The sequence below is a fragment of the Rhizobium sp. SG741 genome (assembly GCF_012275435.1).
Lineage (GTDB): Bacteria > Pseudomonadota > Alphaproteobacteria > Rhizobiales > Rhizobiaceae > Rhizobium > Rhizobium lusitanum.
Genome location: NZ_JAAZQP010000001.1, coordinates 749,623 through 771,591 on the forward strand (window position 1 = coordinate 749,623; position 21,969 = coordinate 771,591).

Here is a 21,969-nt window from a genome sequence, read left to right on the forward strand (position 1 = left end):
CCATCGGATTGGCCCTTTCCCTCAGGCCTGCTTGCCGCGTAGATGCAGATGTTGCTACTCAGGCGTGATTGCCAGGTTTCCGAGGTTGAGAGACACGATGAGAAATCCCTTTGCGAAGAACGTGCCGGAGCAGGTGTCGGTTGAAAGTCGCAACGATGCGGAACCGATCACGGCTCTCGCGATCAAGCCTCGGACCGATCTCGACAAGTATCTCGCGTACTATGTCGGGCGGCTGAAGCCTGGCTACGCCGTGTTGGTCACCGGGGATTGGGGCACAGGAAAGTCCTATCAGGTTCGCCGTGCTCTCCCCGATACGCATGCTCACTACATCAGCCTGTTCGGCCTTAATACACCTGGAGAGATCGAAGCGCAGGTCTTTGGCAAGATGTTCCCGCGAGCATCGAAACTGAAAAAGTTTGCAGAGCAAGCTGACGACACTTCGATCGACATTCCTGTTCTAGGATCGCTGGGCACTGGTGGCCTCGCCAGTCTATTGGTTGGCACATTTATCAAGAACGAGGTGGATAGTTCGCGGCCGATAATTCTTGACGATCTCGAACGATGCACCGTCGACAACGAGGTGCTGCTTGGGATGATCAATCGCTATGTCGAGCATCACGGCTGCCGGGTGATCGTCATCGCCCATGACGATAAGATCGTGAAGACGTTCGCGGATACAAAGGAAAAGGTTTTTGGACAGACGCTGAACATCGAGCCCGACGTTGAGGCAGCCTTCGCCGACTTCGTCAAGGCCTTTGCAGATTTGAAATCGCTCGGCAGGCTTGGTGAACACCGAATGGAAATCCTTGCCACGTTTACCGAGTCCCGAACGGCATCGTTGCGAGTCCTTCGGCATGTGGTCGAGGATGTCGGTCGGCTCGCCATGGCTCTCGAGGACCGTCATTTTGCCAACGGAATGGCGATGGTTGAGCTGATCCGTCTATTCGCGGCTCTTTCGGTGGAGACCCGGTCGAACAGACTCAAGCGGGAGGACTTGGCACAGCGCAAGGAGAAGATTTTCGGGCATCGGATCGCAATGGGACGGGGCAAACAGGATCCGGCGCCGAAATCCAGGATCTTCGATGCGATGCAAAGGTATGACTCCATCGATATCGCTGGCACATTGCTGAATGACGACGTCCTAGCTGAAATGCTGTTCGATGGCCGCTTCGTTTCAGAGCACATTTTAGCTTCCCTGGATAATAGCGCATATTTCCTTGAGCAGGAGGTCGCTCCGCCCTGGCAGGTGGTTGGCAGCTTCGACAAACTGAATGACGAGGATGTCGATGTGGCTTTAAAGCGGATGAACGAACAGTTCGACAAACGCGAAGTCACTGAGTCCGGCGAGCTACTGCACATTGTGGCGTTGAGAATGATGATGGCCTCCCGCGGGGTCCTGGGCAAGACGACGATGGATGTCGCGGGAGAAGCGAAGGCCTACATAGACGATCTATTGAGGGCAGGACGGCTGCCTCCTCGTAAGTCCGGGTACATGTGGGCGGATGACTTTAAGGACGGATTCGCCGGTGTCACGTACTGGGTCGTCGATACATACAGGCCCGATTTTCAAAGTGTCTTCGACCACCTCATCAACGCACGGACGTCAGCGTTGCATCTGGCACTTCCAGGCAAAGTGCCAGCCCTGCTCGACGTGGTGAAAGCGGACGGCCAGAAGTTCTTCGATAAGGTCTGCCATACTCGCAATAATGTTTTGGAATTTGAGGACATTCCGATATTCGCATTCGTGGATCCCGTGGCCTTTGTCGACGCTTGGCTGATATCTCCCAGAACTGGCTGGTACTGGATCGCAAACGCGCTCAAGGAGAGAGGCAAAGTGATCCCCCACTATCCTGCCTTGGCAATCGAGGCTCCATGGTACCCGAAGGTTCATACGGAATTGCGGAAGCGCGCTTCGGGCCAATCTGGATTGGCTCGAGTTCGAATGGAGCGCGCGGCCGAACAGCTCGGCATCGCACAACCTGCTCCTCCCCCTGCGGTGCCCGCTGCAGCAAAGCCAAAATCGCCCGCGAAGCGCGTCGCACCGAAGCCTGCGGCACCGAAGACTGGGCGAGCTTCCCGCAAGAAGCCGGAATAGGAAAGCTGTCTGGAGTTGGGGCGATGACAAAGTTCGCTGATGTCCAGAAATGGTTGTGTGTCACGTAGTATACACGACAACGCTGAATTGACTTCGCAGTGTTGAACTGGCGCAATTCCGGCCAGTCTCGATCTTGTCCGGGAGCAAGCCATGCCTGTTGTCGATGCCCGAATTCTCATACTTTGTAAAACGTATCCGTCGCCTAGTGGCAAGTATGCCGAGACTACCTGCGTCGCCGGAATGGATGAGAAGGGTAATTTGATCCGCCTGTTTCCGGTGCCATTTCGCTTGATCGCCGAAGAGCAGCAGTTCAAGAAATGGCAGTGGATCAAGGCCAAGGTCGAGAAGGCCAGGAAGGACCACCGTCCCGAAAGCTTTACCATCAAGACCGACACGATCGAAGGCGGTTCCGTTGTTCCGACCGGGAAGGATTGGGGAGAGCGTCGTCGCTTGCTGTCTCCAGTCAAGCCATTCGAACATTTTGACGATATCGCAGCTGCGCAAGAAAAAGACCGCCGTTCGCTCGCGCTGCTGAAGCCGATGAGGGTTCTTGGTCTGGATATTGAGCCAGTCTCCGATCCCGAATGGACCGATGAGGACCTTGCGAAGCTCCTGGGTAGTCAGAACCAAGGCGGCCTCTTCGACGATGACGACAAACCGTCAATCAAGACCCTACGGAAACTGCCATTCGATTTCTATTATCGATACGAATGCGGTGAAGGAGCGAACGCCAAAGTTTTCAGGCACAAGGTTCTCGACTGGGAAGTGGGCGCCCTCTATCTGGGCTGCGAGCGGCGGTATGGCGCGGACTGGGAACGCTATTTCCGAGAGAAGCTCGAAAATGACCTTCCTTCGAAAGATCTGATTTTCCTCATGGGAAACCAGCACAGGTTCCAAGAGCAATGGATGATCATCAGTTTAATCTACCCGCCACACCAGGCACAGGGCGAACTCTTTTAGGCTGAAGCCGCACGCTTCGGCAGCTTGTCCTGATGACGAAGATAGCGCGCCGGATCGTCGCCATAGAGATGCATCATCTCGTAGCCGAAGGCACCCATCCGTTCGCCAACGATGAATCGGTGGCACGTCTTGGGGTCGCGTTCGAAGCAAAGCAAGCAGACAGCCTGATCCTCAGACGCTGCGGCAAGCTTCTCTATGGCAGCGACCGATTCCGGCTGATCGACATGCGCGGAATAGATAGTCCTGAAGCGGTCGTAGTCACCTGATTTGGCGGCTTCACGCCCGTCTTTCGGATCGCCGAGTTCCTGCATGGGAAGGTACTTGATCCCGGCGTTCTCCAGATGCTCGCGAAGCGAATTCTTCGAGAAGCCCTTCTTGCGGGAGAGGGGGACGGCACGAACATCGGCGACCGCTTCGACGCCCACCGCGGCGAGTGTCTTCACGAACCGTTCGATGTCGGTTCCCTCGTAGCCGATGGTGTAGACAGTTTTCATCATGTGCTCCTTCTCCGCCACTGTGAATGGCGTCGCTGGCTCCACGCTTGCGCAGGCAACGCGCGTCTCGATACGACATCGATCGGCACGCTGCCAGAGCTGATCGTCAATTTACTTAGAATGTGATCGGCTAGGCCTAAGCGACATCGTCGACGTCGACGTCGTCGTGGTCGAAGTCGGTAATTCTGCAGATCCTCTCGATGCCATCCACGGTGAGGATTACATACTTGCTGATTTTCTCGAGATGGACGCCCGCTCGCCCGCCGTTTCTTACGCGGTCACGCTCCCATTGGAGCGCCATGAACAGCGGCTGTACTACCACCTCGTTGATCACTTGCTCGAACATTATCATGTGCAAGCCTTCCGGTGTGGCGCCGCCGATGCGCTCACGCCCTACATCATAGAAGTCGATCCAGGCTGTTGATCCAGTTAACGCGGCACTCGCTTTGGCATGATGGCGATGCCCGCGCGACCATCGAGACCTTGCTTCCGGATTGCGGTCACCTTCGCGAACAGCTCGAGATCGCTGGCTCGTTGCTGAGCCACGGCATCGCCAGGGGATGGAAGCCGACCGCCGATCGGCAAACGCCAGAGGCACGGCGAGTACGCGGCAAGGCAAGCACGGCTGCTCGGTCGATCGCTCGATCCGCGTGCAAAGGCCGTTCCAAATTGATGGGATCGTCTTCGGAGCGCGAACCGACGCCGAGCGCCTAGTAGTCTGACACTTTCTGTCGCTTGTACTGCGAGAATCCGACTTCATAGTCCTCGGTGTCAAAGCGAATGGCATCGATGTGCCTCACTTCGAGGTCTTTGGAAGATATGGACAAGGTCTCCAACCTGCCGCTGCCAAAATCCATATCGTCTTCTGAAGCGGTCGGAGAGCGCCACATGTCGATCAACGGGTCCCAGGCAGCGTCGGTGGGAGGGGCGTTGTCCCCATCCGGTGGAAGCCACCAGGTCACGGTGTACTCCGGGTAGGACCCGTCCTCGTCTTCCCTCTCGCCTCGAACACTCGTCTCTGTGTTTGCCGGGATGACAATCTTTTCAACCAACGAGGCCTTGTGGAACAGCACTACGTTTTGCGCGTTCCCACCCGCTTGGACCGACGGAAATATGATCCCATCTAGTGGTGCCACCATGTCGGTCGCTAGAAAGTCTGCAACCGCCTGCGTTGGGAGGTATTCAAATTCCTGGTCATCCGGCATCACAGGTCGCGACATTCGTCGGCTTAGGCTTCGAAGAAATGACATGCGGCTCAGGGCGGTTGCGTACTTGGGGTCGAAAAAGCTGCCGGCCGGCGCCGCAGCCCCGCGCAATGCCGTGAGATCAAGAAGTCGGATTGGCCTTATTACCGTGAATTTGCCAATAGCCACTTTGCTGCCGACAGGCGGACGAACCTCGGCAATTGCGGTTTCGGGATCGGTTGCACCATAGAAGGCGGAAATACCGCGCGCATTCATTCGCCCCGATGCCGCCAACGCTGAAGGAGGAGGGCCAATTTCTTTGTCTGGCCGCAGCAGTGCCGCTTCGAGCTTTGCTTGAGACTGAAAAGCCCGCGCGCGATACAGGTACTCGTAGCCGGTGCCCGGGCCGCCATCGACAATCAAGGAGCCGCCGCGCCTAGTTGTCATCGTTCCGATGCCCTCGAAGACGCTGTTGAGGACTTCAAGTGCGTGTGTACTAAAAAACCTAGCCTCCCTCTTGAGGGACCGTTCGAAAGAAAACCAAGCCTGATACCACTCGCGGTCGTCCGGCTTTACTTCTTCGTAATGCAGATCGCTGTCGTATTCCGTTGTTTCTCCGATCTGCGCGGCCTCGAAGTCCTCGAACCGTTCCTCCAGGACTTGTTGGATGTCGGTGGCAACAGTCTCAGATACATCGGCGACACCCATGATGGCGTAGACAGTCTGATCACCCGCCGGCTCGAAGTCATAGGAGGATTCTGAATCCTTGTGCATTGCCCATTCGTAGCTGTTCATCTCCATTCGGGCGCGAGAGAAGTGGCGCTTGAACGCCCCGTGCACCTCATCGCACACCTTCGAAATTTCAAAACACTTGTCCTCATCGCCGCAATAGTCGCATTGAGAGTCAGTCCCTTGCGTCGAGATCAACGCGCTCAGGTATGGTTCTCGAACGCAGGCGGTGCACAGCCGTCTATCTTCTATATCCTTGTCCATCGTTGTCTCCGGTCGCACGCGCGATATGCCATTGTGTATCGGGTAGGATGCGGAGCACCGATATACGTCTTCCATCAGTGGCTTGGCGAGAAGAACAATCTGGGTTGACGCGTTTCGGGCGGAATGGTGCCCCTGTGGTGGTTCTACGCTTGGGGAAACAGTTCCGAAACGAGGATCAGTGGCCGCCGCTCCTCCGTGCCCCTTCGGAACTTGGCGGCGATCACTTCATCCAGCGATATGCGCCTGCGCAAAGCGTAATACACATCCATGCCTTCCATCAGGATGACGCGCTTGGATTTGAATGCTTGAAGGCCCTCTGTCGTAAAGCCTGAATAGGATACAAAGAGACCCCGCGTTCCTTCGAACCCATCGCCGACCTTTTCCTGGAAGGACCGTAGCGCCGCAGCGTCAGTTCGCGTGTTGGTCCACTTGGCTTCAATCAGGTAGACTGAGCCGCGGTGCTCGAAGCTCCCATCGATCTGCTCGCCTTCCAGCTTGAACGACGCTCGCGCATCAAGCCCCCAGGCGTCGAACCAGGTTTTCAGAAAGCGCTCGAACGCATAGCCCCGCGCCTGGCGTGCATCTTCCATCCCGTGGAGCCTCGTGAATTCGTCTTCGAGCGCTTGCAGAGTTCGTTCGGTTGGTCCCGTCCGTTGCGGCTGGGCAGGCTCGGGAGATGCCGTCATTGGATCGGGAGGCAGGGACTTTCCGCCCAGGCGCAGCATGATCGCGTTGAGCCTCTCGCGGCCACCGTGGACGGTATCCTTCTCTCCCCGCGAAATCAGTCCGGCTTCGCGATACTCCCATAACGCCGTCAGCGCCTTTATGACTGCCTCTTGCTGACCTATCTCAAGGAAAGCGCGCAAATGCTTTCCCTTGGAGGTGCCATTGACTCCGTAAGCATCGTCGTAGATGTCGATGCCGAGTTCGTGGCGGAAGAACTCGTCGAACGTCCTGTTGCTGAAGTCAAGAACCCAGCCTCCGCTCATGCCGAAGAGGTCGTCCAACAGCTTCATCTCAACGGGTCGAAGTACTGCCATGTTGGATTTTCTAGCTCTGTTGCACTGATACTTAAATGCATCGAGCTGGTGCCCGGACGCAAGCGTGCCAGCGGGGTTTTGAACATCCTATGACACATGCCGTGCCCCGTTCGCGCCTCGCGAAGACGGTGCGGGTCTTGGTTCGGACGGTGCTTCCAGCCGCACATTGCTTGCGACGTCTCATTACCATGGTTAGCCGCTCGCGCCGTTGCATGTGGCCAGCCTGGGGCAATCCATCCGCTGTCGGCCTTCGCGAAAGTTTTCGCTGGCAACACTGCCTAACGTGAGGTGCCGTCCGCTACTTGCAAAAAGAACATAAAGGGAACAGAATAAGGCAACTCGCGCGTTGTCCACCGTCTGTCCACAGGCCTCACACAAGCGCGATGTGGAAAGCAAGCGCAGATGCGCGCGCGACTCGATGTACGCGTGGAGTGCGCTAGAACGTTTGCTTGCCGTGGGCGTGACAGTCGGAAAATGGGAGCCGCTATGCAGTTCGACCTGTTTCCAGAGATGGACGAAATCGTGGAAGTCGCGGCGGAAACGCCGGCGGTCTCCGCGTCGCCGCGCTTCGTCTGCTGGACGAAGATGCAGGCCGAAGCAGGCCAGGATCTCTCTGATATTTTCCGCCGGAAGGAATACGAGCGGAAGGCGGGCGACGGCGTGTTCTTCTGGGGGATCGGAAGTCCGCTGGATTTCTCCAGGTTTGGGTCGAGCGACGGAGTCGATCTCGTATTCTCGACGATGCTGTCGGCACCGAAGTCGGAGGACAAGAATCCCGAAAGCGTTCTGGTGTGGCGCAAGTACCTGACCGCGAACGGCCGCGAAGTCGATCTGCCTCCTCATGCTCTGTTGATGAGCCGGGCGACCACCAAACTCGGGCCGAAGAAGCGGCACTACGCCTTGGTATGCTACTCCGAGCGGGAACTGACCCTTTCAGACGAGGGCGAGTTCGATCCGTCCGTCTACCGCAATGCCGGTCCCAATGGCGGCAGGGTGGGCTTTTCGCAAGTCACCTCTTTGCTCGAACGGACGGCGGAGACCGAGACGCCGTCGCGCTACCGGATCAATTTCCGTGCTGAGTTGCGGCGCCCGTTTCTCGTAAAGCTCTGCGATCCTGTGCTGCTCGAGCCGGAGGATCGCCGGAGGGTCGACGATCACCGTGCCTCCGGGAACGGGAGCTGGCTGCGTTTCGCAACCCAGATACGTGCAGGCTCCGCCTCCATGGTCAACGAGCAGGGCGTTCGCCTCTGAGCAGCACGCCGAAAGGCTGCGCGAGCTTCGCGGAGTAGGCCGATTTCACGATGCGGGGAACGACCTCGTTCGCCGGGCCGACATAATCCAGGAGACCCTTATCGATGCGTCCCTTGATGTAGCCGCCTGCGTTCTTGCCTTCGCTTGGTCCGATGCCGACGACGTAACGAGTGAGGTCCACCTCGAGATCGCCCGGCACAATTTCATTGAGTACCACAGCGTACTTCGAGCCTCGAACCTCGATCCCGTCAGGAATCGGCTTCCAGTTTTCGCCGTCCTCGGAATATTCGTCGGCAACCGCTGACATCGAGTGGTTCGACTTGATCACCTCCATGATGAGACGCACGTCGCGGCCCTGCTCGACACGGAACTTTGCAAACGGCTGCAGCTTCGAGATCGGATGCATCGTGCCGCCGCCGTAGCCCCAGAAGCTCATTCCCGCACGGTCAAACTCCTTGTTCTTCCGCACTAGGATATCCTCGAAGGATTCGGATGCGTGCATTCCGACCTTCATGAATACGATCGACTCCATCCCGTTCATTCCGATACCTCGCTTTCGATCCTGTAGTCCCTGGGGTCGGCCATGCCGCGTCCGATGTGCTCGATTTCCCGGACAAACCTGGCCTCAAGATGCTGGTCGCGTCCGTAGAAGTCTTTCTTTTCCTCGACGCTCAGCGGCTCATTCTTAAGTTCGAACTTCTCCACCTTGCGGAAAATCATCGCGCAGGATGCCAGCTCGGGTGCGTCTTCAAGGTGGTAGGTATGCATGTGCGGCTGCATCTCGACGACGGCCAATCCAAGTTCGATAGCCGCTTTCTGAGTCATCCGCAGCACGAGGCCCGGCCAAGTCTTCGTGTCATCGTCGGCTATAGCGACGACGCCCAACCCCTGGTCGTGCAGAAGCTGCGCGCCGCGGCGGAGGAAAGACACGACGCTTTTGCCGTCGTTGTACTGCCCCCAGGGTGGATTGATGTGGAAAGCGTCGAAGGATTCGATGAGGGCGGGATCAAGGGCGTCGGCGACGTTGTAGAGCTGAGCCTTGATGCTGTAGGAGAATGCATTGTCTTGGGCGAACCGGTTGACCGAGTTCACCATGCGCTCGTCGAAGTCCAGCAGCAGGATCCGGCTCGGACCATAGTCAAGGATTCCCTCGTTCATCAGATGCGCGATCGACAGGCCGATTGCGTCGCCGTCACCCACGAAGACGAGAGAGCGTCCATCAAGCTTCCGGCAGAGATACTCCGCGTACACCACCATGTCGCCGACCTTCATGTAGATCTGGTCGAACTCACGGATCGGAGGAGGGCGGTTCTGGACGACGTCGGACAGCGCGTTGAGTGCCAGGCGCAGGTCGAGAGCCTTGCGTCTTGGCTGGCCGTTTCTGGCGGTGCCGTTCTTCTTTGGCTCGTCGTTTTCGCTCATCAACTCCTCGGGGATTTCTTTCGCTGCGTGATTTCGTTTATTGGCGGCGTGAGCTGTTTCCCGAAAAGATAACGGGTCACGAGATAGCCGAGGCCGAAAACCTGCGCGAGGACGCTGGGAAAGAGAACCTTCAGCAGTGTGACTTCGAAATGCAGAATCCCGGCACCGATCAGGACGATCAGCAGGAAGGCGAAGGCGACCTCGGCGCAGATCAGCGTGAATATCATCTTGGCGTACAGCGACCGCATCTCGCGCTCGTCGTCCGACTGCTGGGACCAGACGCGAAGGAACGCCTGAAGCCGTTCGCGGGCCTCCCATTCAGCAAAGTTGTTCGGCTCCCACGACGAGCCATCCTGCGGCTTGACCTCGCCCAATACGCTGACAACCGATTTCGGTTTGGAGGGAGGGCCGGCGTCGCTCATTCAAGCAACCCCAGACCGTCGAGCCGCAGCGCCATCGCCTGCCGGGAGACCTGGAAGTAGGCTGCCATCCCGTCAGGATCGCCGATTTCCTTCCACGCCCGGAGTACGGCTTCCCGAGGCATGAGGAGAGCGGCGGCAAAGACGTTCGCCTCCCATTCCGCGCGCCTTGTGTCGTCCCATGGAGTATCTGGGTCCTGGACGGTGCGGAAGTTGTCCTGAGTGTCGATGAATTCGCCTTCGCCAGCGGCGAGATGGAGAACGAAGTGGCCGAGTTCGTGCGCAACCGTGAACCGCTTGCGGACGGGTTTGTCGTTCACGTTCACGAAGATGCTGGTGTTGGTCGGTCGCTTGGCGATCAGGCCGTGGATACCCTCGTCGTCGAAGGTCGCGTTGAAGACTTTCAACCCGAGTTCATTTGCGACCGCAACGGGGTCTACCGGGCCCGCCGAATCGACGCCGATCCGCGAAAGCAGCGCACTTGCTTCCTCCTCGATCGCCTTCCGCGTCGCCAATTGTCGCTCCTGAGGATTCGTGCGGACGCACGAAAGAACGAATCACCGAAATCAATTGACATAAGTATAGATTGATTACTTCGGGCGCTCAACTGTGACTTGTGCAATAACAGTTGCGTTCCTCAGCCGTCAGGATTGCTCGCGGAACAGCATTACCGGGCGATGATCGCTTCGATCGAAAGACTTGGCTTCGAATCCTTTTGCACTACAACGCGCCGGAGTCTTCTCGCGTTGAAATGACTGCTTGCTCGTCGTACTGAAGGATTTTCCGGACTCTTTTGCGCGAAGCGGTTCGGGCATGTTCTCTCCAGCCAAAGGAGATTGCCCATGAATGTTCAAGAACTGCTTCACAAGGTCGCTTTGTCCGCCGACAAGCGCGTAGACGTCCCGACGGCTCCGTCGATCGAGCTGGTCGCGCTCATCGTCCGATGGGCTCGCGACCTCCGCAAGTGGAAGGTCTCGACGCTCGCCGACTTCGCCTCAGTCTCCCTCTCGACCGTCGAACGTGTCGAACGCGGTGAGCGGGTTAGCGAGGAAGCCCTCGACCGGATTGGGGTGGCGCTGGGCTACCAGCAGGGTGCGTTCCATGAGCCAAGGCTACCCCTCGGACCAGAAGCGGTAGCAGAGCAAATGATCGAGACCTACGCGCACCTCAAACCCGTGGATGTTGTGCCCATGAGGACGCAGCGGGCTGTCCGGGCGGCTGCCCAGTGCCAGGCATTCCTCGTCCATAGACCCGGCGTGCCGGACACTTATGATCAGGACATTGCGGCCCTGACGGAATGGCTCGACTTCGCTTCCTTCACGCTTTCCGACGACATTCAGATCGAAGGCGGTGAAGACGTTCCCCGGCGGCGCCTCTACAAAGACATCCTGTCGTGCGTCGCTGCGCTGGAACGGGGCGGCCTCACGGTACTCAGCGGAGTTATGTCTGCGCCACAGGTCGGATTGCCGGACTGGACGGTCGCGGTGTTGTCGATCACGCCAAAGCTGACAGATCCCGGGGCAGCGAAGCGCAAGCAAGTGTTCGTGGGCAAGCGGCATGTCATGCTTCCAAATCTGGGTTTTGCGGACGGTGGCTGATCGATACCAGAAATGGCGGAGTCCCTCGGAACACTCGGCGCCGCAATCGGAACCGACTTCGAATCTTCAGGGTTTTCGTGGTCACGGGTGTCCGTGTGGGAGATGCAGAACTAGCGCGTGATGCCTTTTGGGACCTCTTTCGGCAGGGAATGATCAACCTCGGAATCAATGACGCTAATCCCGCATGGCATGGTTTCGGCTGTCCCATCTCGGCAAGACTGAGTTGCTTGAGATTTCACGATGCGGGCACATTCATCGCACTGGTGAAGCGCTAGGTGCCGGATATGAGCGAGGCTGCGCTTCGATATCTCCAGGAGGCGGCAGGAGCGTTCTATGCCGACTTGATGCTGTCGTCCTGTGTTATGATTGGTGTTGCGGCAGAGGCGGAATTCATTCGTCTCGTCGATATCGTCGGTGCTCACCCTGTACACGGCAGTCGCCTCAACTCCGCCCAGAAGGCAGATTTCCAGAATTAGGTAGCAATTGCCACCAGACTTCTTGCCGCTGGGAAGGCGGGTCGGCCGATCACGCCCGCGGATTTCGCCTAATCTTTGCCCGCGACAACGGACTGGGCGAAGACGAGACTGCGCCAAAATGTGTGGCCATCTTTCTTGACGAATGTGGCCACGCATCCCATTATTTCCTCGAACAGATGGAGATGACGACATGGACGCGAGGATACTCAGGCAGGTGCAGGCGCGCCGTAACGTCAGCAGACAGGACATCACTGACGGCCTCGTGGAAACCATTGTCCAGATCGGGGGTGATCCTCTGACCGTCAGGAAGGCCAAGGATGAGCTGAGCGCAGTGCTCGGGAAAGCCCGAAACGGCGTTCCGCAAGTCATCGGCAATATCAAGAAGGCCGATGATATGGCGGTCGTGATCTCCGTCAAGGATCTTGCGGAACTCGTTACTGCAGCGCGGCAGCACGAGACCTTCGGGGAGGCGCTCGACGCCATCGGCTTCAAGCCGTATTCCGGTGGCCGCATCATCGTCGGTCAGGGCCGCAAGCGCGAGCGCCTGCAGCGCAGCAGCAACCCCTCCGGTGCGAAGATGGCCCTCTGACGCATGTTCTTACTCTCGACGCAGGCGCTGATGGATATCATCTGCGAAAACCCCGACGTGACTGCGTGGATCCGCCCGGTGCCGGCGCAGGACATCCATGCCAGCGTCGTATCGGTCGCCCACGTCCAGGCCGAGATCCTCTCGACGCCGATCGAGGAAGGCCGGGAGGTTATGGATCTTGCCCTCAGGGCGTTCGTGTCCTTCGCCCGCAGGAACAACGCCCTCGAATTCTTCGATGAGGGGGTGGGGGCCGTATTCTCACGAATCGCCCAGCTCGACCTCCGGATCGATGACGACGAGGATCTCGGCGACATGTCCCGCATGGTCGTCGCCACGGCGATCGACCGCAACCTCGTGCTGATCGAGGGAGCGCAGCCATATCACGGTCAGATCGACGGCCTTCGTGTCGAGGATCCATACAGATGCAGGCTGTAAGACGATACCGCGAAGTGTGCTGGGATGCTCGGTAGTTCCAAGCGGCTGATTCCCTGACATGCGCTCCGAAGCCGGGAATTCGGAGCTGGTGGCAGTTGCTACCTAATTCCGGAAAGTTGGGTCGATCGGGTGCGGGATTGGCGGATGTCGATTCGGCTCGTTTTCGCCCTGGCGCGATCCGGTGCGGGCTCGCCGCGCGGGCAAAGGGCAATGCAGCCTCGTACGGACGGAATCGTTGGCGTTTTTCGCCGGACGCAGAGCTATCGCAAATATGATGACAACTCATGCCTCTGGGACGCATTTTTGCCCGGTGGGATCAACAGGTGGCAATCGCGTATAATAGCGTGGAATCGGCGGAATATGGCGCACCCGACAGGATTCGAACCTGTGACCTTTGGAATCGGAATCCAACACTCTATCCAGCTGAGCTACGGGTGCATGCCTGAGGCGGGTTGAATCGCCTGTCCGATGGCAGGTTCTTAGCCTAGGAAGCTCTTGGCTTCAATGCGGAAAATTCAGGAAAGCGCATATCGGTGGTTTTGAATGAACAAGGCCGCGAGCTTTTGAGCCGCGGCCTTGTGTCGTGCGTGGTCGTTCCGGCTCACTCGCGCATCGCGCCGGGGCCGGGGATGGCCTTGGGCGGGACCTTGCCGAGGATGATCATGCCGAGCACTTCGTCCTTGGTGACGTCTTCGGTGCGGGCGTGGCCGACGACCTGGCCGTTCTTCATGACCGAGACGCGGTCGGCGAGGTCGAACACGTCATGGATGTCGTGGCTGATGAGGAAGATGCCGATGCCTTCCTTCTTCAGTTGCTTGATCAGCTCGCCGACCTGCGCCGTCTCCTGGGGGCCGAGTGCCGCGGTCGGCTCGTCCATGATCAGGATGCGGGCGTCGAAGAGGATGGCGCGGGCGATCGCCACCGATTGGCGCTGGCCGCCGGAAAGCGCCTTCACCGGCTCCTTGAAGCGCTTGAAATTGGGGTTGAGGCGCCCCATCACTTCGCGGGCCTTGGCTTCCATGGCGACGTCGTCGAGCGTGCCCCAGCGGGTCTGCAGCTCGCGGCCGAGATAGAGGTTGGCGGCGGCGTCGACGTTGTCGGCGACAGCCAGCGTCTGGTAGATCGTCTCGATGCCGTATTTCTTGGCGTCGCGCGGGGTACGGATATCGACGGGTTCGCCGTTGATCAGGATATCGCCGCTGTCGCGCTTGTAGGCGCCGGAGAGAATCTTGATCAGCGTCGACTTGCCGGCGCCGTTATGGCCGAGGAGTGCTACGACTTCGCCGGGGTAGAGGTCCACCGAGGCATTGTCGACCGCGTGAATGCCGCCGAAGGAGATGGAAATGTTCTTCATTTCCACAAGCGGAGTGGTTTGATCCGTCATGGTTCAGAATTCCTTTTACTTGGCGCGCGAGCGGTAGACGATATCGAGCCAGACGGCGACCACCAGGACTATGCCGACGACGACGTTCTGAATTGGCGTATCGACATTGGCGAGGCCCATGCCCGATTGCAGCGATTGCATGACCAGCGCGCCGAGCATGGCGCCGGCGACCGTGCCGCTACCGCCGGCAAGCGATGTGCCGCCGATGACGGCGGCGGCGATGGTGAAGAGTTCGTAGGTGGTGCCCTGCGAGTTGACAGCCGAATTCAGGCGGGCTGTCGAGATCGCGGCGGCGACGGCGGCGAGTAAGCCCATCAGCGCGAAGATCTTGACGATGACCCAGCGGGTCTTGATGCCGGCAAGCTCGGCCGCTTCCGGATTGCCGCCGATCGCGAAGACATAGCGGCCGAAGCGCAGGCGCGTGGCGATGAAGGTCATGACGATGCCGATGAGCACGGCGATGAGAACCGGAACGGCGATGCCGTAGGGAATGTCGAGGCCCGCTTCCGGCCAGGTAATATTGTGTTCCGTGGCGTAGCGCTTGGCGATGCCAACGGGCCAGTTATAGCTGTTGAAGAGATAGATGGTGCCGAGCACCAAGACCGAACCGAGGCAGCCCAGGAAATATTCCGCCCAGAGCGGGCGGCGCGGAAAGCCGAAGCGCTTCCTCTGGCGGCGCGAGCCGACGATGCTGGCGACGATCATCACGCAGGCAAGCACACCGACGACCCAGCTCCAGGTGGCGCCGATCGAGCCGGTGGCACCGCTGCCGCCCATGATGACGAAGGTGGAGTCCATCGGCGCAACGGTTTGGCCGCTGGTGACGTACCAGGCAAGGCCGCGCCAGACGAGAAGGCCGCCGAGCGTGACGATGAAGGAGGGGACATTCATGAAGGCGATGATCCCGCCCTGGAAGGCGCCGATCGCCGTACCGATCACCAGGCCACAGATGAGCGTGATGATCCAGGTCCATGAACTGTCGAAGCCGAGATATTGCGGCAGCCATTTGGCCTGCATGACGCCCATGATCATGGCGACGAAGCCAAGCACCGAGCCAACTGACAGGTCGATGTTGCGTGTAACGATGACCAGTACCATGCCGGTGGCGAGAACCGCGATTTCGCAGGTCTGCACCGAGAGGTTCCAAAGGTTTCTGGCGGTCAGGAATTCGCGGCCGTCGAATATCCGCAGGTAAAGATCGAAGCCGATCCAGATGATCAGCAGCGCCCCGATCATACCGAGCAGGCGGGTATCGATTTCCGTGGCCCGCAGGAAGCGGGTGATTGGGCCGGCATCTGCGCTCCGGGGGCCGCTCGATGTGGTGGACTGTGTCATGTCGGCCATCGCTTTGCCGTTCTCCCTCTATCGGGCGCGGCCTGCGATGCATGCTGGGCTATCGCTGGCAACCGCGCCAATCTCAAAAAAATGCATCATCGCCTGTCCAGCCGGACTTCGTCCGGACCCGATGACCGCCATCCGGCAGGCCAAGAGGTGTGCGATGGCGCAGCACGCTGCGGGAAGCTCCGTCTCCAACTGCAAGGGGGAGTTGTCGGCTTCCAATCCGCATTCGACGCCGCAACGGGATGCCGCTGCGGCGTCGGTATGTCGATGGGTCAGTCGTTCAAGGACGGCTTACTTGCAGGCCGCGACGGCGCCGGCCTTGACGCCCTGGCAAGCTTCAGCCTTGGAGATCCAGCCGGCGTCGATGACGACGTTCAGATTGTCCTTGGTGATTGCGACCGGGGTCAGGAACACCGACTTCATCGGCACGTGCTTCGGGCCGCCGTTGAAGGTCTGGACGCCGTCGATCTGGTCCTGGGTCTTGCCACCGGCAAGAGACAGGGCGATTTCAGCGGCGCGCTTGCCGAGTTCACGCGAGTCTTTCCAGATGGAAACCGTCTGCGTGCCGAGCGCGATGCGGTTCAGGGCTGCCTTGTCGGCGTCCTGGCCGGAAACCGGTACGGAGCCGGCGAGGCCCTGGGCGTCGAGAGCGGCGACAGCGCCGCCGGCGGTGCCGTCGTTGGAGGCGACGACCGCGTCAACCTTGTTGTTGTTGGCGGTCAGGAACTGTTCCATGTTGCGCTGCGCGTTCTGCGGCAGCCAGCCGTCCGTATAGGCTTCGCCGACGTTCTTGATCTTGCCGGCGTCGATGGCTGGCTTCAGCACTTCGATCTGACCGGAGAAGAGGAAGTCGGCATTCGGGTCGGATGACGAGCCCTTGATGAACACGTAGTTGCCTTCCGGCTTGGCTTTCAGGACTTCGCGAGCCTGCATGCGGCCCACTTCCTTGTTGTCGAAGGTGATGTAGAACGCTGCGCGATTTTCGATCAGGCGGTCGTAACCGACGACCGGAATGCCTTCGTCGGCGGCCTTTTCAACGGCCGGACCGATGGCGTCGGAGTCCTGAGCGAGAATGATGAGAGCGTTGGCGCCCTGGGAAATCAGGGATTCAACGTCGGTCAGCTGCTTGGAAGCGGAAGACTGGGCGTCAGCGGAGATATACTTCGCGCCCGCTGCTGCAAGCGCCTTCTTGATGGCGGCTTCGTCGGTCTTCCAACGCTCTTCCTGGAAGTTGGACCAGGAAACGCCAACGACGAGATCCTTGGCGAAGGCAGCCGTCTGCATGGTCAAAACGATGGCCGCGCCCGCAGCCAGCTTGATAAAAGCTTTCATATTATCCTCCCGAGTGAATGCGACCGCACGTGTCCTGAACTCCCGTTGGCCGCCGCGATATCGCTGACGAGAAAAGGCTTGGATTTTTTTCTCGACAGTCGAGAAATTTAGTGTCAGAGATTTTTTCAACTGTCAACACCCGCACTGCCAGGTTTCATCGGCCATCCGGAAGAGCCATCGGGAGATGCGGAGGGGAGGGTGGAATGAGCGGGAGGCTTGACGATGTTGGCCAAATCGAGCACCGAATTGGTCCGTCAAAGGAACAGCGCCTTGGTGCTGTCGGCGCTGCGCCGGCACGGCCCGCTCGCCCATACCGAACTTTCTGATTTCACGAAGCTTTCGTCTGCGACCGTATCGGTCATAACAGCGGATCTGGAGCGGGCGCAGATCATCGAGAAGGCCGAGCAGCAGGCGGCCAGCGGTCGTGGACGGCCGCGCGTGCTGTTCTCGCAACGGCGCGATTGCGGCTATCTCATCGTCGTGGTCATCTCCTCGGATGCCGTGCAATATTCGCTCGTCGACTATAGCGGACGGCTGATCGACCGTTTCACCGAGGACCGGCCGCAGGAGGGTTCCGGCGTCGGTTCGTTCGTGGCCGGCCTGCGCGACGCATTGAGCCGAATCGTTGCGCGTTCACAGCTGTCTCGCGACAAGGTCCTGATGATTTCGATCAGCAGCAAAGGGCTTGTCGATGCCTCCGAGCCAGTGCTGCGCTGGTCGCCGATCTTCGGGCGTGACGAGATCGATTTTGCAGCCATGCTTCGCGATGAATGGCCGGCGAAGATCATCCTCGGCAACGAGACCCTGCTCGTCGCCTCGGCGCTCGGACGGCAGGAGGAAAACCGGAAGGGTTCCGATTTCCGGGCATTGGCGGCATTGTCGCTGGGCCACAGCATCGGTCTCGGCATCGTGCGCCGCGATGAAGAAGGCGGTCATCATATATCGGCGCCGAATTTCGGGCATATGATGCATGTGCCTGGCGGCGGCCTCTGTCGCTGTGGCGCGCGCGGCTGCATCGAGGCCTATGCGGGTTTTTATGCCATGCTGCGCACGGCCTTCGACGTGCCGCTCGATACCATCCCGGCAAAGTTCGTTCCCATCGCGGAGCTGGACAAGATCGCGGCAAGCGCACGACACGGCGGGCGCCGCAACCAACTGGCCTTTCGCCAGGCAGGGCTGGCACTCGGCAACGGCCTTTCGCGGGTGCTGAGCCTGCATGAGCACATGCCGATCGTCATCACCGGCCCGGGGGTGCGGTACCACGACCTGCTGATCGAAGGCATAGAGGAGGGGTTGGCGGAGTCGCATGTCGTGCGCATGGAGGGCATGCCGGAGCTGCGCGTCATTGCCGACGAGCAAACGCTGGTTTTCGAAGGGCATTTGAACCGCGCCCTTTCGATCATCGACAACGATGTGGTGAGGAGGGGAGCTTCCGTCGTGGAGCTGCGCGGCCAGGCCGGTTGAGCAGGGAATAGCAGCCCATAAACAGAATGATCATCCGGTCGGGCCAAGGCCTTCAGATCAACCCGGTGCGCCAAGGTCTCAATCTTCCTCGCGAATATCCAGAATTCGATCAATCAATCCCCATTCGAGTGCTTGCTCCGTGGTCATGAAGTTATCGCGGTCCATGGCGCGCTCGAATTCTTCGTAAGAGCGTCCGCAATGCTCGGCATAGAGCCGGGTCATGCGATGCTTGGTGCGCCTGATTTCCTCGGCATGGATCAACATGTCCGAAGCCTGCCCCTGAAAGCCGCCTAAAGGCTGATGGATGTGGATGCTGGCATTGCGTAAGGCGGCCCTCTGGCCAGGCTCGCCAGCCATCAGCAGGAATGAACCCATCGAGCGGGCAGTCCCCATGCAGAGCGTGTGCACCGGCGCGCGGATATAGCGCATGGTGTCATACATTGCGAGGCCGCTGGTCACGACACCGCCCGGCGAATTGATGTAGAGACTGATCGGCTTCTTCGGGCTTTCCGCTTCGAGAAACAGCAATTGCGCGCAGACGAGGGCCGAGACGGTATCGTTGACCTCGCCGTTGAGAAAGATGATTCTTTCGCGCAGCAGCCGGGAATAGATGTCGAAAGAGCGCTCTCCACTATTTGACTGCTCAACGACCATAGGGACGAGTTGCATCGCTTCGCGCATCGGCGAACTCCAATCTTGTTGACTTATGGTGTGGGGGCGTCGCCGCGTCAGGCGGCGAGCATAAGCGGGCCGTTATTGTTTGCGGCTGTATCCGTCATCCGGTCGAACCTTGCGTCGGTAAGCTTGTGGATGATCCGCAAGCTGGTTCCGCCTGATGCGTTCGGGGTGACCGTGAACGTCACGGTGCTTTCAAGGAATGGTGGGGCATTGTCCCTCATCCTGTAGCGAACTTCCTGACCGGGTGTGACCGACGTCGCCTCGGGATCGGCCAATGCGTCGCTCGGAAGCCAGCTTTCCCGAAACTCCGGGATGCTGATGGCGCGCCAGACCTTTTGCGGCGGTTCGTCGAAGTCGTATTCGAGCTCAATGTCGTGCTTTTCGGTCTTCACGTCGTTCATTGATCCATATCCTTCAGCAAGACCTTGAGAGCTTCGATGCGAGCGGGCCAATAGGCGCGGTACTTCGCCAGCCATTGCGCGATGAGCGCCAGCCCTTCCGGATCGACCTCGTAATTCACGAAGCGCCCCTGTCGTTCTTCTCTGACAAGCCCGGCGCTGCGAAGAACAGAGAGGTGCTGAGACATTGCCGGCTGGCTGATCTCCATACCCTCGCGCAAGGCGCTGGCGTTCATGCCGCCTGCCGCCAGCTTCTCGAAGATCGCGCGGCGGGTCGGGTCGGCCAAGGCTCGGAATATCTCATTTTCGATCATGCTGACAGATAAGCATACACTTATCTGATTCGCAAGAACTATTCGCTCCGGCTCCTGCCGGCGGGCTCATTGCAAAAGCCCGCCGCAAACAAATTGCGACGGGCTTTTGCAATGTATTCATACTTTGATCGAGGCCGAGCCGTCGCTCAGCCGATCTTCACCAGCCGGCCTTCTTTAACGGATTGCAGCGCGGCGTCGGCGAGCGTCAGGGCTGCGAGGCCGTCGGCGCCCGAGGGCGTGATGGCGCCGCCCTTTTCGACGGCGGCGATGAAGCTGGCGATTTCGTTGGCATAGGCTTCGGTATAGCGGGTCATGAAGAAATCATGCAACGGCGGGCGGGTGTAGCCGTCACCGTTAGCGACTTCGATGGAGAAGGGACGCTGGTTTTCGGCAGCGACCATTCCCTTCGAGCCGTGGATCTCGATGCGCTGATCGTAGCCATAGGTGGCGCGCCGGGAGTTGGAGATGATGGCCTGCTTGCCCGATGCAGTCTGCAGGATGACGGAAACGCTGTCGTAGTCGCCGGCTTCGCCGATCGCCTTGTCGACCAGCACGGCGGCGGTTGCGGTAACGGCCACCGGCTCTTCGCCCAGCAGGAAGCGGGCCATGTCGAAATCGTGGATGGTCATGTCGCGGAAAATGCCGCCGGAGCGCTTGATATAGTCGACGGGCGGGGCGCCCGGGTCGCGCGAGGTGATCGTCACCATCTCCACAATGCCGATGCGGCCGTCGTCGATCGCCTTTTTGACCGCCATGAAATGCGGATCGAAGCGGCGGTTGAAGCCGACCATCAGCTTACCCTTGACCTCATCGACAACCTTGATGCAGGCCTTGACCCGGGCAACGTCGAGATCGATCGGCTTTTCGCAGAAGACCGCCTTGCCTGCACGGGAAAAGCGTTCGATGAGATCGGCGTGGGTATCGGTCGGCGTGCAGATCACGACAGCGTCGATGTCCTTAGCGGCTTCGATCGCCTCGATGGTGCGCACTTCGCAGCCATAGGCCGCGGAGATCGCTTCCGCGGCCGCCGGAAACGCATCCGCAACAGCCACGAGCTTGGCATTGGCGTCGGCGCTCACGGCTTTCGCATGTACTTTACCAATGCGTCCTGCGCCGAGCAGACCAAATCTGACAGTCATTTTTACCTCCCTAGATTCGGAACAAATGAACCGAATAATGATCTATATGGAATTTTCATTCCATTTTCCGAAGGCGACGTCAAGCCGCCTGTCCTTCACAATTCCGAAAATCATCATGCCATATCGGCTTGTCCGGAATTTGCCGAGACCAGCTTATTTTATTCAAACCGCTTCACAGTTTTCCCGATGATGCGCTAAAGACAAGTCTCCTTGAATAGGTGAACGAGACTCATGCAACTGATCGACCCCAGCCACCCCATCTACAAGCCGCTTTGGGTGCGGATCTTGATCGTTGCTGTCTGTTTTGGCTGGGCAATCGTCGAGACCCTTGGTTCGCAGCCTTTCTGGGCCCTCCTTTCCGGCGCGCTTGGTGCCTATGCGGCCTGGATGCTGCTCTTGAATTTCAAGCCGCAGCCACCCGCTGCGAATGTCGAAGCACCGCTGCAGGACGATACGGGCGAAGACGACACGTCGGCGCACGACAAGAAGTGATCATCGCGTGAGGCGGCGTATGGCTTCATCGATCAGCTGATTGGCGAGCGTCATGCGGGCCGTTGCCTGCTCCCGGAAGAGGGCGGCCACACTGTCGGGGTGGTTGGCCTTGGCGAAGCTGCGGCGTTTTTCATGCAGGGACTGGAGGGTGCTGTCGGAAGTGATTGCCAGTTCCGCCGCCACTTCTTCCCGCGAGGTCCGCGCCAGATGCTTCGGCATGACAGGCGGCTCCGGCTCTTTCGGTGTGGGTGCCGGCTCCGGCGGGATGATCGGCTCGCCAAGATTGTCGCGATAGGCTTCGTCGAGATGGGATGCCTCAGGCGTTTCGCCCCCGGGAACGGTTGCGGCAAAGCTCACATTGAGGCCGCGGATGCGATGCCCGGCCTCTTCATTCTCGGAAAGGTCCTCTTCTGAACCGAGGCGATCGAGAACGGATTGAAACAATGATTGCTTGAACAGCATGCGTGGCCT

Annotated in this window: 26 protein-coding genes and 1 tRNA gene; 9 read left to right on the forward strand and 18 right to left on the reverse strand. The window is 59.2% G+C overall.

What is annotated here, in order from left to right; all coding sequences use genetic code 11:
* Positions 1 to 97 precede the first annotated feature (97 nt).
* Together FHT29_RS03870 and FHT29_RS03875 are read left to right on the forward strand one after the other, a co-directional pair.
* The gene (locus FHT29_RS03870) at positions 98 to 2,095 is read left to right on the forward strand and encodes a P-loop NTPase fold protein (protein WP_168599199.1); all 1,998 of its coding nucleotides are present in this window, start codon (positions 98 to 100) and stop codon (positions 2,093 to 2,095) included.
* Positions 2,096 to 2,245: 150 nt separating this feature from the next.
* On the forward strand, positions 2,246 to 3,055 hold the full coding sequence (locus FHT29_RS03875) for a hypothetical protein (RefSeq protein ID WP_168599200.1): 810 nt from the start codon (positions 2,246 to 2,248) through the stop codon (positions 3,053 to 3,055).
* Here the strand turns inward: FHT29_RS03875 and FHT29_RS03880 are convergent.
* The 4 genes from FHT29_RS03880 to FHT29_RS03895 all read right to left on the reverse strand — a co-directional run bounded on the left by FHT29_RS03880 (position 3,052) and on the right by FHT29_RS03895 (position 6,742).
* A complete protein-coding gene (locus FHT29_RS03880) occupies positions 3,052 to 3,549 on the reverse strand; it encodes a DUF488 domain-containing protein (RefSeq protein WP_168599201.1) in 498 nt (165 codons plus the stop codon). The two genes, FHT29_RS03875 and FHT29_RS03880, sit on opposite strands and share 4 nt — an antisense overlap.
* A 136-nt stretch (positions 3,550 to 3,685) precedes the next feature.
* Positions 3,686 to 3,901 carry a hypothetical protein gene (locus FHT29_RS03885; RefSeq protein ID WP_168599202.1) on the reverse strand — a complete coding sequence of 72 codons (216 nt, stop codon included), beginning with the start codon at positions 3,899 to 3,901 and terminating at the stop codon, positions 3,686 to 3,688.
* Between the two features lie 358 nt (positions 3,902 to 4,259).
* Positions 4,260 to 5,726 (reverse strand): RES family NAD+ phosphorylase, encoded by a 1,467-nt coding sequence (locus FHT29_RS03890; RefSeq protein WP_168599203.1) that lies wholly within the window; start codon positions 5,724 to 5,726, stop codon positions 4,260 to 4,262.
* 143 nt (positions 5,727 to 5,869) lie between these two features.
* On the reverse strand, positions 5,870 to 6,742 hold the full coding sequence (locus tag FHT29_RS03895) for a restriction endonuclease (RefSeq protein WP_246702993.1): 873 nt from the start codon (positions 6,740 to 6,742) through the stop codon (positions 5,870 to 5,872).
* A 510-nt stretch (positions 6,743 to 7,252) separates the two neighbouring features.
* Here FHT29_RS03895 and FHT29_RS03900 point away from each other — a divergent pair.
* The gene (locus FHT29_RS03900; protein ID WP_168599205.1) at positions 7,253 to 8,017 is read left to right on the forward strand and encodes a hypothetical protein; all 765 of its coding nucleotides are present in this window, start codon (positions 7,253 to 7,255) and stop codon (positions 8,015 to 8,017) included.
* On the opposite strand, the gene FHT29_RS03905 is transcribed toward FHT29_RS03900, so the two are convergent.
* From FHT29_RS03905 to FHT29_RS03925, 5 genes are all read right to left on the reverse strand, one after another.
* Complete coding sequence (locus tag FHT29_RS03905; protein ID WP_168599206.1) at positions 7,992 to 8,549, reverse strand: hypothetical protein; 558 nt, start codon at positions 8,547 to 8,549, stop codon at positions 7,992 to 7,994. The genes FHT29_RS03900 and FHT29_RS03905 overlap by 26 nt on opposite strands.
* Before the next feature lie 5 nt (positions 8,550 to 8,554).
* Positions 8,555 to 9,439 carry a bis-aminopropyl spermidine synthase family protein gene (locus FHT29_RS03910; RefSeq protein ID WP_168599207.1) on the reverse strand — a complete coding sequence of 295 codons (885 nt, stop codon included), beginning with the start codon at positions 9,437 to 9,439 and terminating at the stop codon, positions 8,555 to 8,557.
* Positions 9,439 to 9,861 (reverse strand): hypothetical protein, encoded by a 423-nt coding sequence (locus FHT29_RS03915; protein WP_168599208.1) that lies wholly within the window; start codon positions 9,859 to 9,861, stop codon positions 9,439 to 9,441. The genes FHT29_RS03910 and FHT29_RS03915 overlap by 1 nt, the downstream gene beginning before the upstream one ends.
* Positions 9,858 to 10,373 carry an ImmA/IrrE family metallo-endopeptidase gene (locus tag FHT29_RS03920; protein ID WP_168599209.1) on the reverse strand — a complete coding sequence of 172 codons (516 nt, stop codon included), beginning with the start codon at positions 10,371 to 10,373 and terminating at the stop codon, positions 9,858 to 9,860. The genes FHT29_RS03915 and FHT29_RS03920 overlap by 4 nt, the downstream gene beginning before the upstream one ends.
* 129 nt (positions 10,374 to 10,502) lie before the next feature.
* Positions 10,503 to 10,673, reverse strand: coding sequence for a hypothetical protein (locus tag FHT29_RS03925; protein ID WP_168599210.1), 171 nt, complete (start codon positions 10,671 to 10,673; stop codon positions 10,503 to 10,505).
* A 27-nt stretch (positions 10,674 to 10,700) separates the two neighbouring features.
* Here FHT29_RS03925 and FHT29_RS03930 point away from each other — a divergent pair, with 27 nt between their 5' ends.
* The 4 genes from FHT29_RS03930 to FHT29_RS03945 all read left to right on the forward strand — a co-directional run bounded on the left by FHT29_RS03930 (position 10,701) and on the right by FHT29_RS03945 (position 12,956).
* Positions 10,701 to 11,456 carry a helix-turn-helix transcriptional regulator gene (locus FHT29_RS03930; RefSeq protein ID WP_168599211.1) on the forward strand — a complete coding sequence of 252 codons (756 nt, stop codon included), beginning with the start codon at positions 10,701 to 10,703 and terminating at the stop codon, positions 11,454 to 11,456.
* Between the two features lie 284 nt (positions 11,457 to 11,740).
* Positions 11,741 to 11,932, forward strand: coding sequence for a hypothetical protein (locus FHT29_RS03935; RefSeq protein ID WP_168599212.1), 192 nt, complete (start codon positions 11,741 to 11,743; stop codon positions 11,930 to 11,932).
* Positions 11,933 to 12,122: 190 nt separating this feature from the next.
* Positions 12,123 to 12,521, forward strand: a complete 399-nt coding sequence (locus FHT29_RS03940; RefSeq protein ID WP_168599213.1) for a hypothetical protein — start codon at positions 12,123 to 12,125, stop codon at positions 12,519 to 12,521.
* Positions 12,522 to 12,524: 3 nt separating this feature from the next.
* Positions 12,525 to 12,956 carry a type II toxin-antitoxin system VapC family toxin gene (locus FHT29_RS03945; RefSeq protein WP_168599214.1) on the forward strand — a complete coding sequence of 144 codons (432 nt, stop codon included), beginning with the start codon at positions 12,525 to 12,527 and terminating at the stop codon, positions 12,954 to 12,956.
* Positions 12,957 to 13,317: 361 nt separating this feature from the next.
* On the opposite strand, the gene FHT29_RS03950 is transcribed toward FHT29_RS03945, so the two are convergent.
* From FHT29_RS03950 to xylF, 4 genes are all read right to left on the reverse strand, one after another.
* Positions 13,318 to 13,394 (reverse strand) — tRNA-Arg (locus FHT29_RS03950).
* A gap of 163 nt (positions 13,395 to 13,557) precedes the next feature.
* The gene (locus tag FHT29_RS03955) at positions 13,558 to 14,340 is read right to left on the reverse strand and encodes an ATP-binding cassette domain-containing protein (protein ID WP_034503944.1); all 783 of its coding nucleotides are present in this window, start codon (positions 14,338 to 14,340) and stop codon (positions 13,558 to 13,560) included.
* Between the two features lie 15 nt (positions 14,341 to 14,355).
* On the reverse strand, positions 14,356 to 15,684 hold the full coding sequence (locus tag FHT29_RS03960; RefSeq protein ID WP_047562514.1) for a sugar ABC transporter permease: 1,329 nt from the start codon (positions 15,682 to 15,684) through the stop codon (positions 14,356 to 14,358).
* Positions 15,685 to 15,972: 288 nt separating this feature from the next.
* Positions 15,973 to 17,013 (reverse strand): D-xylose ABC transporter substrate-binding protein, encoded by a 1,041-nt coding sequence (gene xylF / locus FHT29_RS03965; protein ID WP_168599215.1) that lies wholly within the window; start codon positions 17,011 to 17,013, stop codon positions 15,973 to 15,975.
* A gap of 222 nt (positions 17,014 to 17,235) precedes the next feature.
* Between xylF and FHT29_RS03970 the strand changes: the two genes are divergently transcribed.
* Positions 17,236 to 18,477, forward strand: a complete 1,242-nt coding sequence (locus FHT29_RS03970; protein WP_168599216.1) for an ROK family transcriptional regulator — start codon at positions 17,236 to 17,238, stop codon at positions 18,475 to 18,477.
* A gap of 78 nt (positions 18,478 to 18,555) precedes the next feature.
* Here FHT29_RS03970 and FHT29_RS03975 read toward each other — a convergent pair whose 3' ends face one another.
* The 4 genes from FHT29_RS03975 to iolG form a co-directional block, all read right to left on the reverse strand.
* Positions 18,556 to 19,158, reverse strand: a complete 603-nt coding sequence (locus tag FHT29_RS03975; RefSeq protein WP_168599217.1) for an ATP-dependent Clp protease proteolytic subunit — start codon at positions 19,156 to 19,158, stop codon at positions 18,556 to 18,558.
* A 47-nt stretch (positions 19,159 to 19,205) separates the two neighbouring features.
* On the reverse strand, positions 19,206 to 19,556 hold the full coding sequence (locus tag FHT29_RS03980; RefSeq protein WP_037194998.1) for an SRPBCC domain-containing protein: 351 nt from the start codon (positions 19,554 to 19,556) through the stop codon (positions 19,206 to 19,208).
* Complete coding sequence (locus FHT29_RS03985) at positions 19,553 to 19,867, reverse strand: metalloregulator ArsR/SmtB family transcription factor (RefSeq protein WP_092575865.1); 315 nt, start codon at positions 19,865 to 19,867, stop codon at positions 19,553 to 19,555. The genes FHT29_RS03980 and FHT29_RS03985 overlap by 4 nt, the downstream gene beginning before the upstream one ends.
* Before the next feature lie 146 nt (positions 19,868 to 20,013).
* Positions 20,014 to 21,006, reverse strand: a complete 993-nt coding sequence (gene iolG, locus FHT29_RS03990) for an inositol 2-dehydrogenase (RefSeq protein WP_113118480.1) — start codon at positions 21,004 to 21,006, stop codon at positions 20,014 to 20,016.
* Between the two features lie 231 nt (positions 21,007 to 21,237).
* On the opposite strand from iolG, the gene FHT29_RS03995 reads away from it, so the two are divergent.
* A complete protein-coding gene (locus tag FHT29_RS03995; RefSeq protein WP_047562524.1) occupies positions 21,238 to 21,498 on the forward strand; it encodes a hypothetical protein in 261 nt (86 codons plus the stop codon).
* On the opposite strand, the gene FHT29_RS04000 is transcribed toward FHT29_RS03995, so the two are convergent.
* Positions 21,499 to 21,960, reverse strand: coding sequence for a hypothetical protein (locus FHT29_RS04000; protein ID WP_168599218.1), 462 nt, complete (start codon positions 21,958 to 21,960; stop codon positions 21,499 to 21,501).
* Positions 21,961 to 21,969: the final 9 nt, after the last annotated feature.

Bases quoted from the DNA above. Each gene is read 5' to 3' on its own strand.
- FHT29_RS03910 (WP_168599207.1), bottom strand. From the start codon at position 9,439: ATGAGCGAAAACGACGAGCCAAAGAAGAACGGCACCGCCAGAAACGGC.
- FHT29_RS03885 (WP_168599202.1), bottom strand. From the start codon at position 3,901: ATGATAATGTTCGAGCAAGTGATCAACGAGGTGGTAGTACAGCCGCTG.
- FHT29_RS03975 (WP_168599217.1), bottom strand. From the start codon at position 19,158: ATGCGCGAAGCGATGCAACTCGTCCCTATGGTCGTTGAGCAGTCAAAT.
- FHT29_RS03935 (WP_168599212.1), top strand. From the start codon at position 11,741: ATGAGCGAGGCTGCGCTTCGATATCTCCAGGAGGCGGCAGGAGCGTTC.
- FHT29_RS03955 (WP_034503944.1), bottom strand. From the start codon at position 14,340: ATGACGGATCAAACCACTCCGCTTGTGGAAATGAAGAACATTTCCATC.
- FHT29_RS03985 (WP_092575865.1), bottom strand. From the start codon at position 19,867: ATGATCGAAAATGAGATATTCCGAGCCTTGGCCGACCCGACCCGCCGC.
- FHT29_RS03960 (WP_047562514.1), bottom strand. From the start codon at position 15,684: ATGGCCGACATGACACAGTCCACCACATCGAGCGGCCCCCGGAGCGCA.
- FHT29_RS03940 (WP_168599213.1), top strand. From the start codon at position 12,123: ATGGACGCGAGGATACTCAGGCAGGTGCAGGCGCGCCGTAACGTCAGC.
- FHT29_RS03895 (WP_246702993.1), bottom strand. From the start codon at position 6,742: ATGAAGCTGTTGGACGACCTCTTCGGCATGAGCGGAGGCTGGGTTCTT.
- FHT29_RS03930 (WP_168599211.1), top strand. From the start codon at position 10,701: ATGAATGTTCAAGAACTGCTTCACAAGGTCGCTTTGTCCGCCGACAAG.
- FHT29_RS03870 (WP_168599199.1), top strand. From the start codon at position 98: ATGAGAAATCCCTTTGCGAAGAACGTGCCGGAGCAGGTGTCGGTTGAA.
- xylF (WP_168599215.1), bottom strand. From the start codon at position 17,013: ATGAAAGCTTTTATCAAGCTGGCTGCGGGCGCGGCCATCGTTTTGACC.
- FHT29_RS03900 (WP_168599205.1), top strand. From the start codon at position 7,253: ATGCAGTTCGACCTGTTTCCAGAGATGGACGAAATCGTGGAAGTCGCG.
- FHT29_RS03890 (WP_168599203.1), bottom strand. From the start codon at position 5,726: ATGGACAAGGATATAGAAGATAGACGGCTGTGCACCGCCTGCGTTCGA.
- FHT29_RS03970 (WP_168599216.1), top strand. From the start codon at position 17,236: ATGTTGGCCAAATCGAGCACCGAATTGGTCCGTCAAAGGAACAGCGCC.
- iolG (WP_113118480.1), bottom strand. From the start codon at position 21,006: ATGACTGTCAGATTTGGTCTGCTCGGCGCAGGACGCATTGGTAAAGTA.
- FHT29_RS04000 (WP_168599218.1), bottom strand. From the start codon at position 21,960: ATGCTGTTCAAGCAATCATTGTTTCAATCCGTTCTCGATCGCCTCGGT.
- FHT29_RS03875 (WP_168599200.1), top strand. From the start codon at position 2,246: ATGCCTGTTGTCGATGCCCGAATTCTCATACTTTGTAAAACGTATCCG.
- FHT29_RS03915 (WP_168599208.1), bottom strand. From the start codon at position 9,861: ATGAGCGACGCCGGCCCTCCCTCCAAACCGAAATCGGTTGTCAGCGTA.
- FHT29_RS03980 (WP_037194998.1), bottom strand. From the start codon at position 19,556: ATGAACGACGTGAAGACCGAAAAGCACGACATTGAGCTCGAATACGAC.
- FHT29_RS03880 (WP_168599201.1), bottom strand. From the start codon at position 3,549: ATGAAAACTGTCTACACCATCGGCTACGAGGGAACCGACATCGAACGG.
- FHT29_RS03925 (WP_168599210.1), bottom strand. From the start codon at position 10,673: ATGCCCGAACCGCTTCGCGCAAAAGAGTCCGGAAAATCCTTCAGTACG.
- FHT29_RS03905 (WP_168599206.1), bottom strand. From the start codon at position 8,549: ATGGAGTCGATCGTATTCATGAAGGTCGGAATGCACGCATCCGAATCC.
- FHT29_RS03945 (WP_168599214.1), top strand. From the start codon at position 12,525: ATGTTCTTACTCTCGACGCAGGCGCTGATGGATATCATCTGCGAAAAC.
- FHT29_RS03995 (WP_047562524.1), top strand. From the start codon at position 21,238: ATGCAACTGATCGACCCCAGCCACCCCATCTACAAGCCGCTTTGGGTG.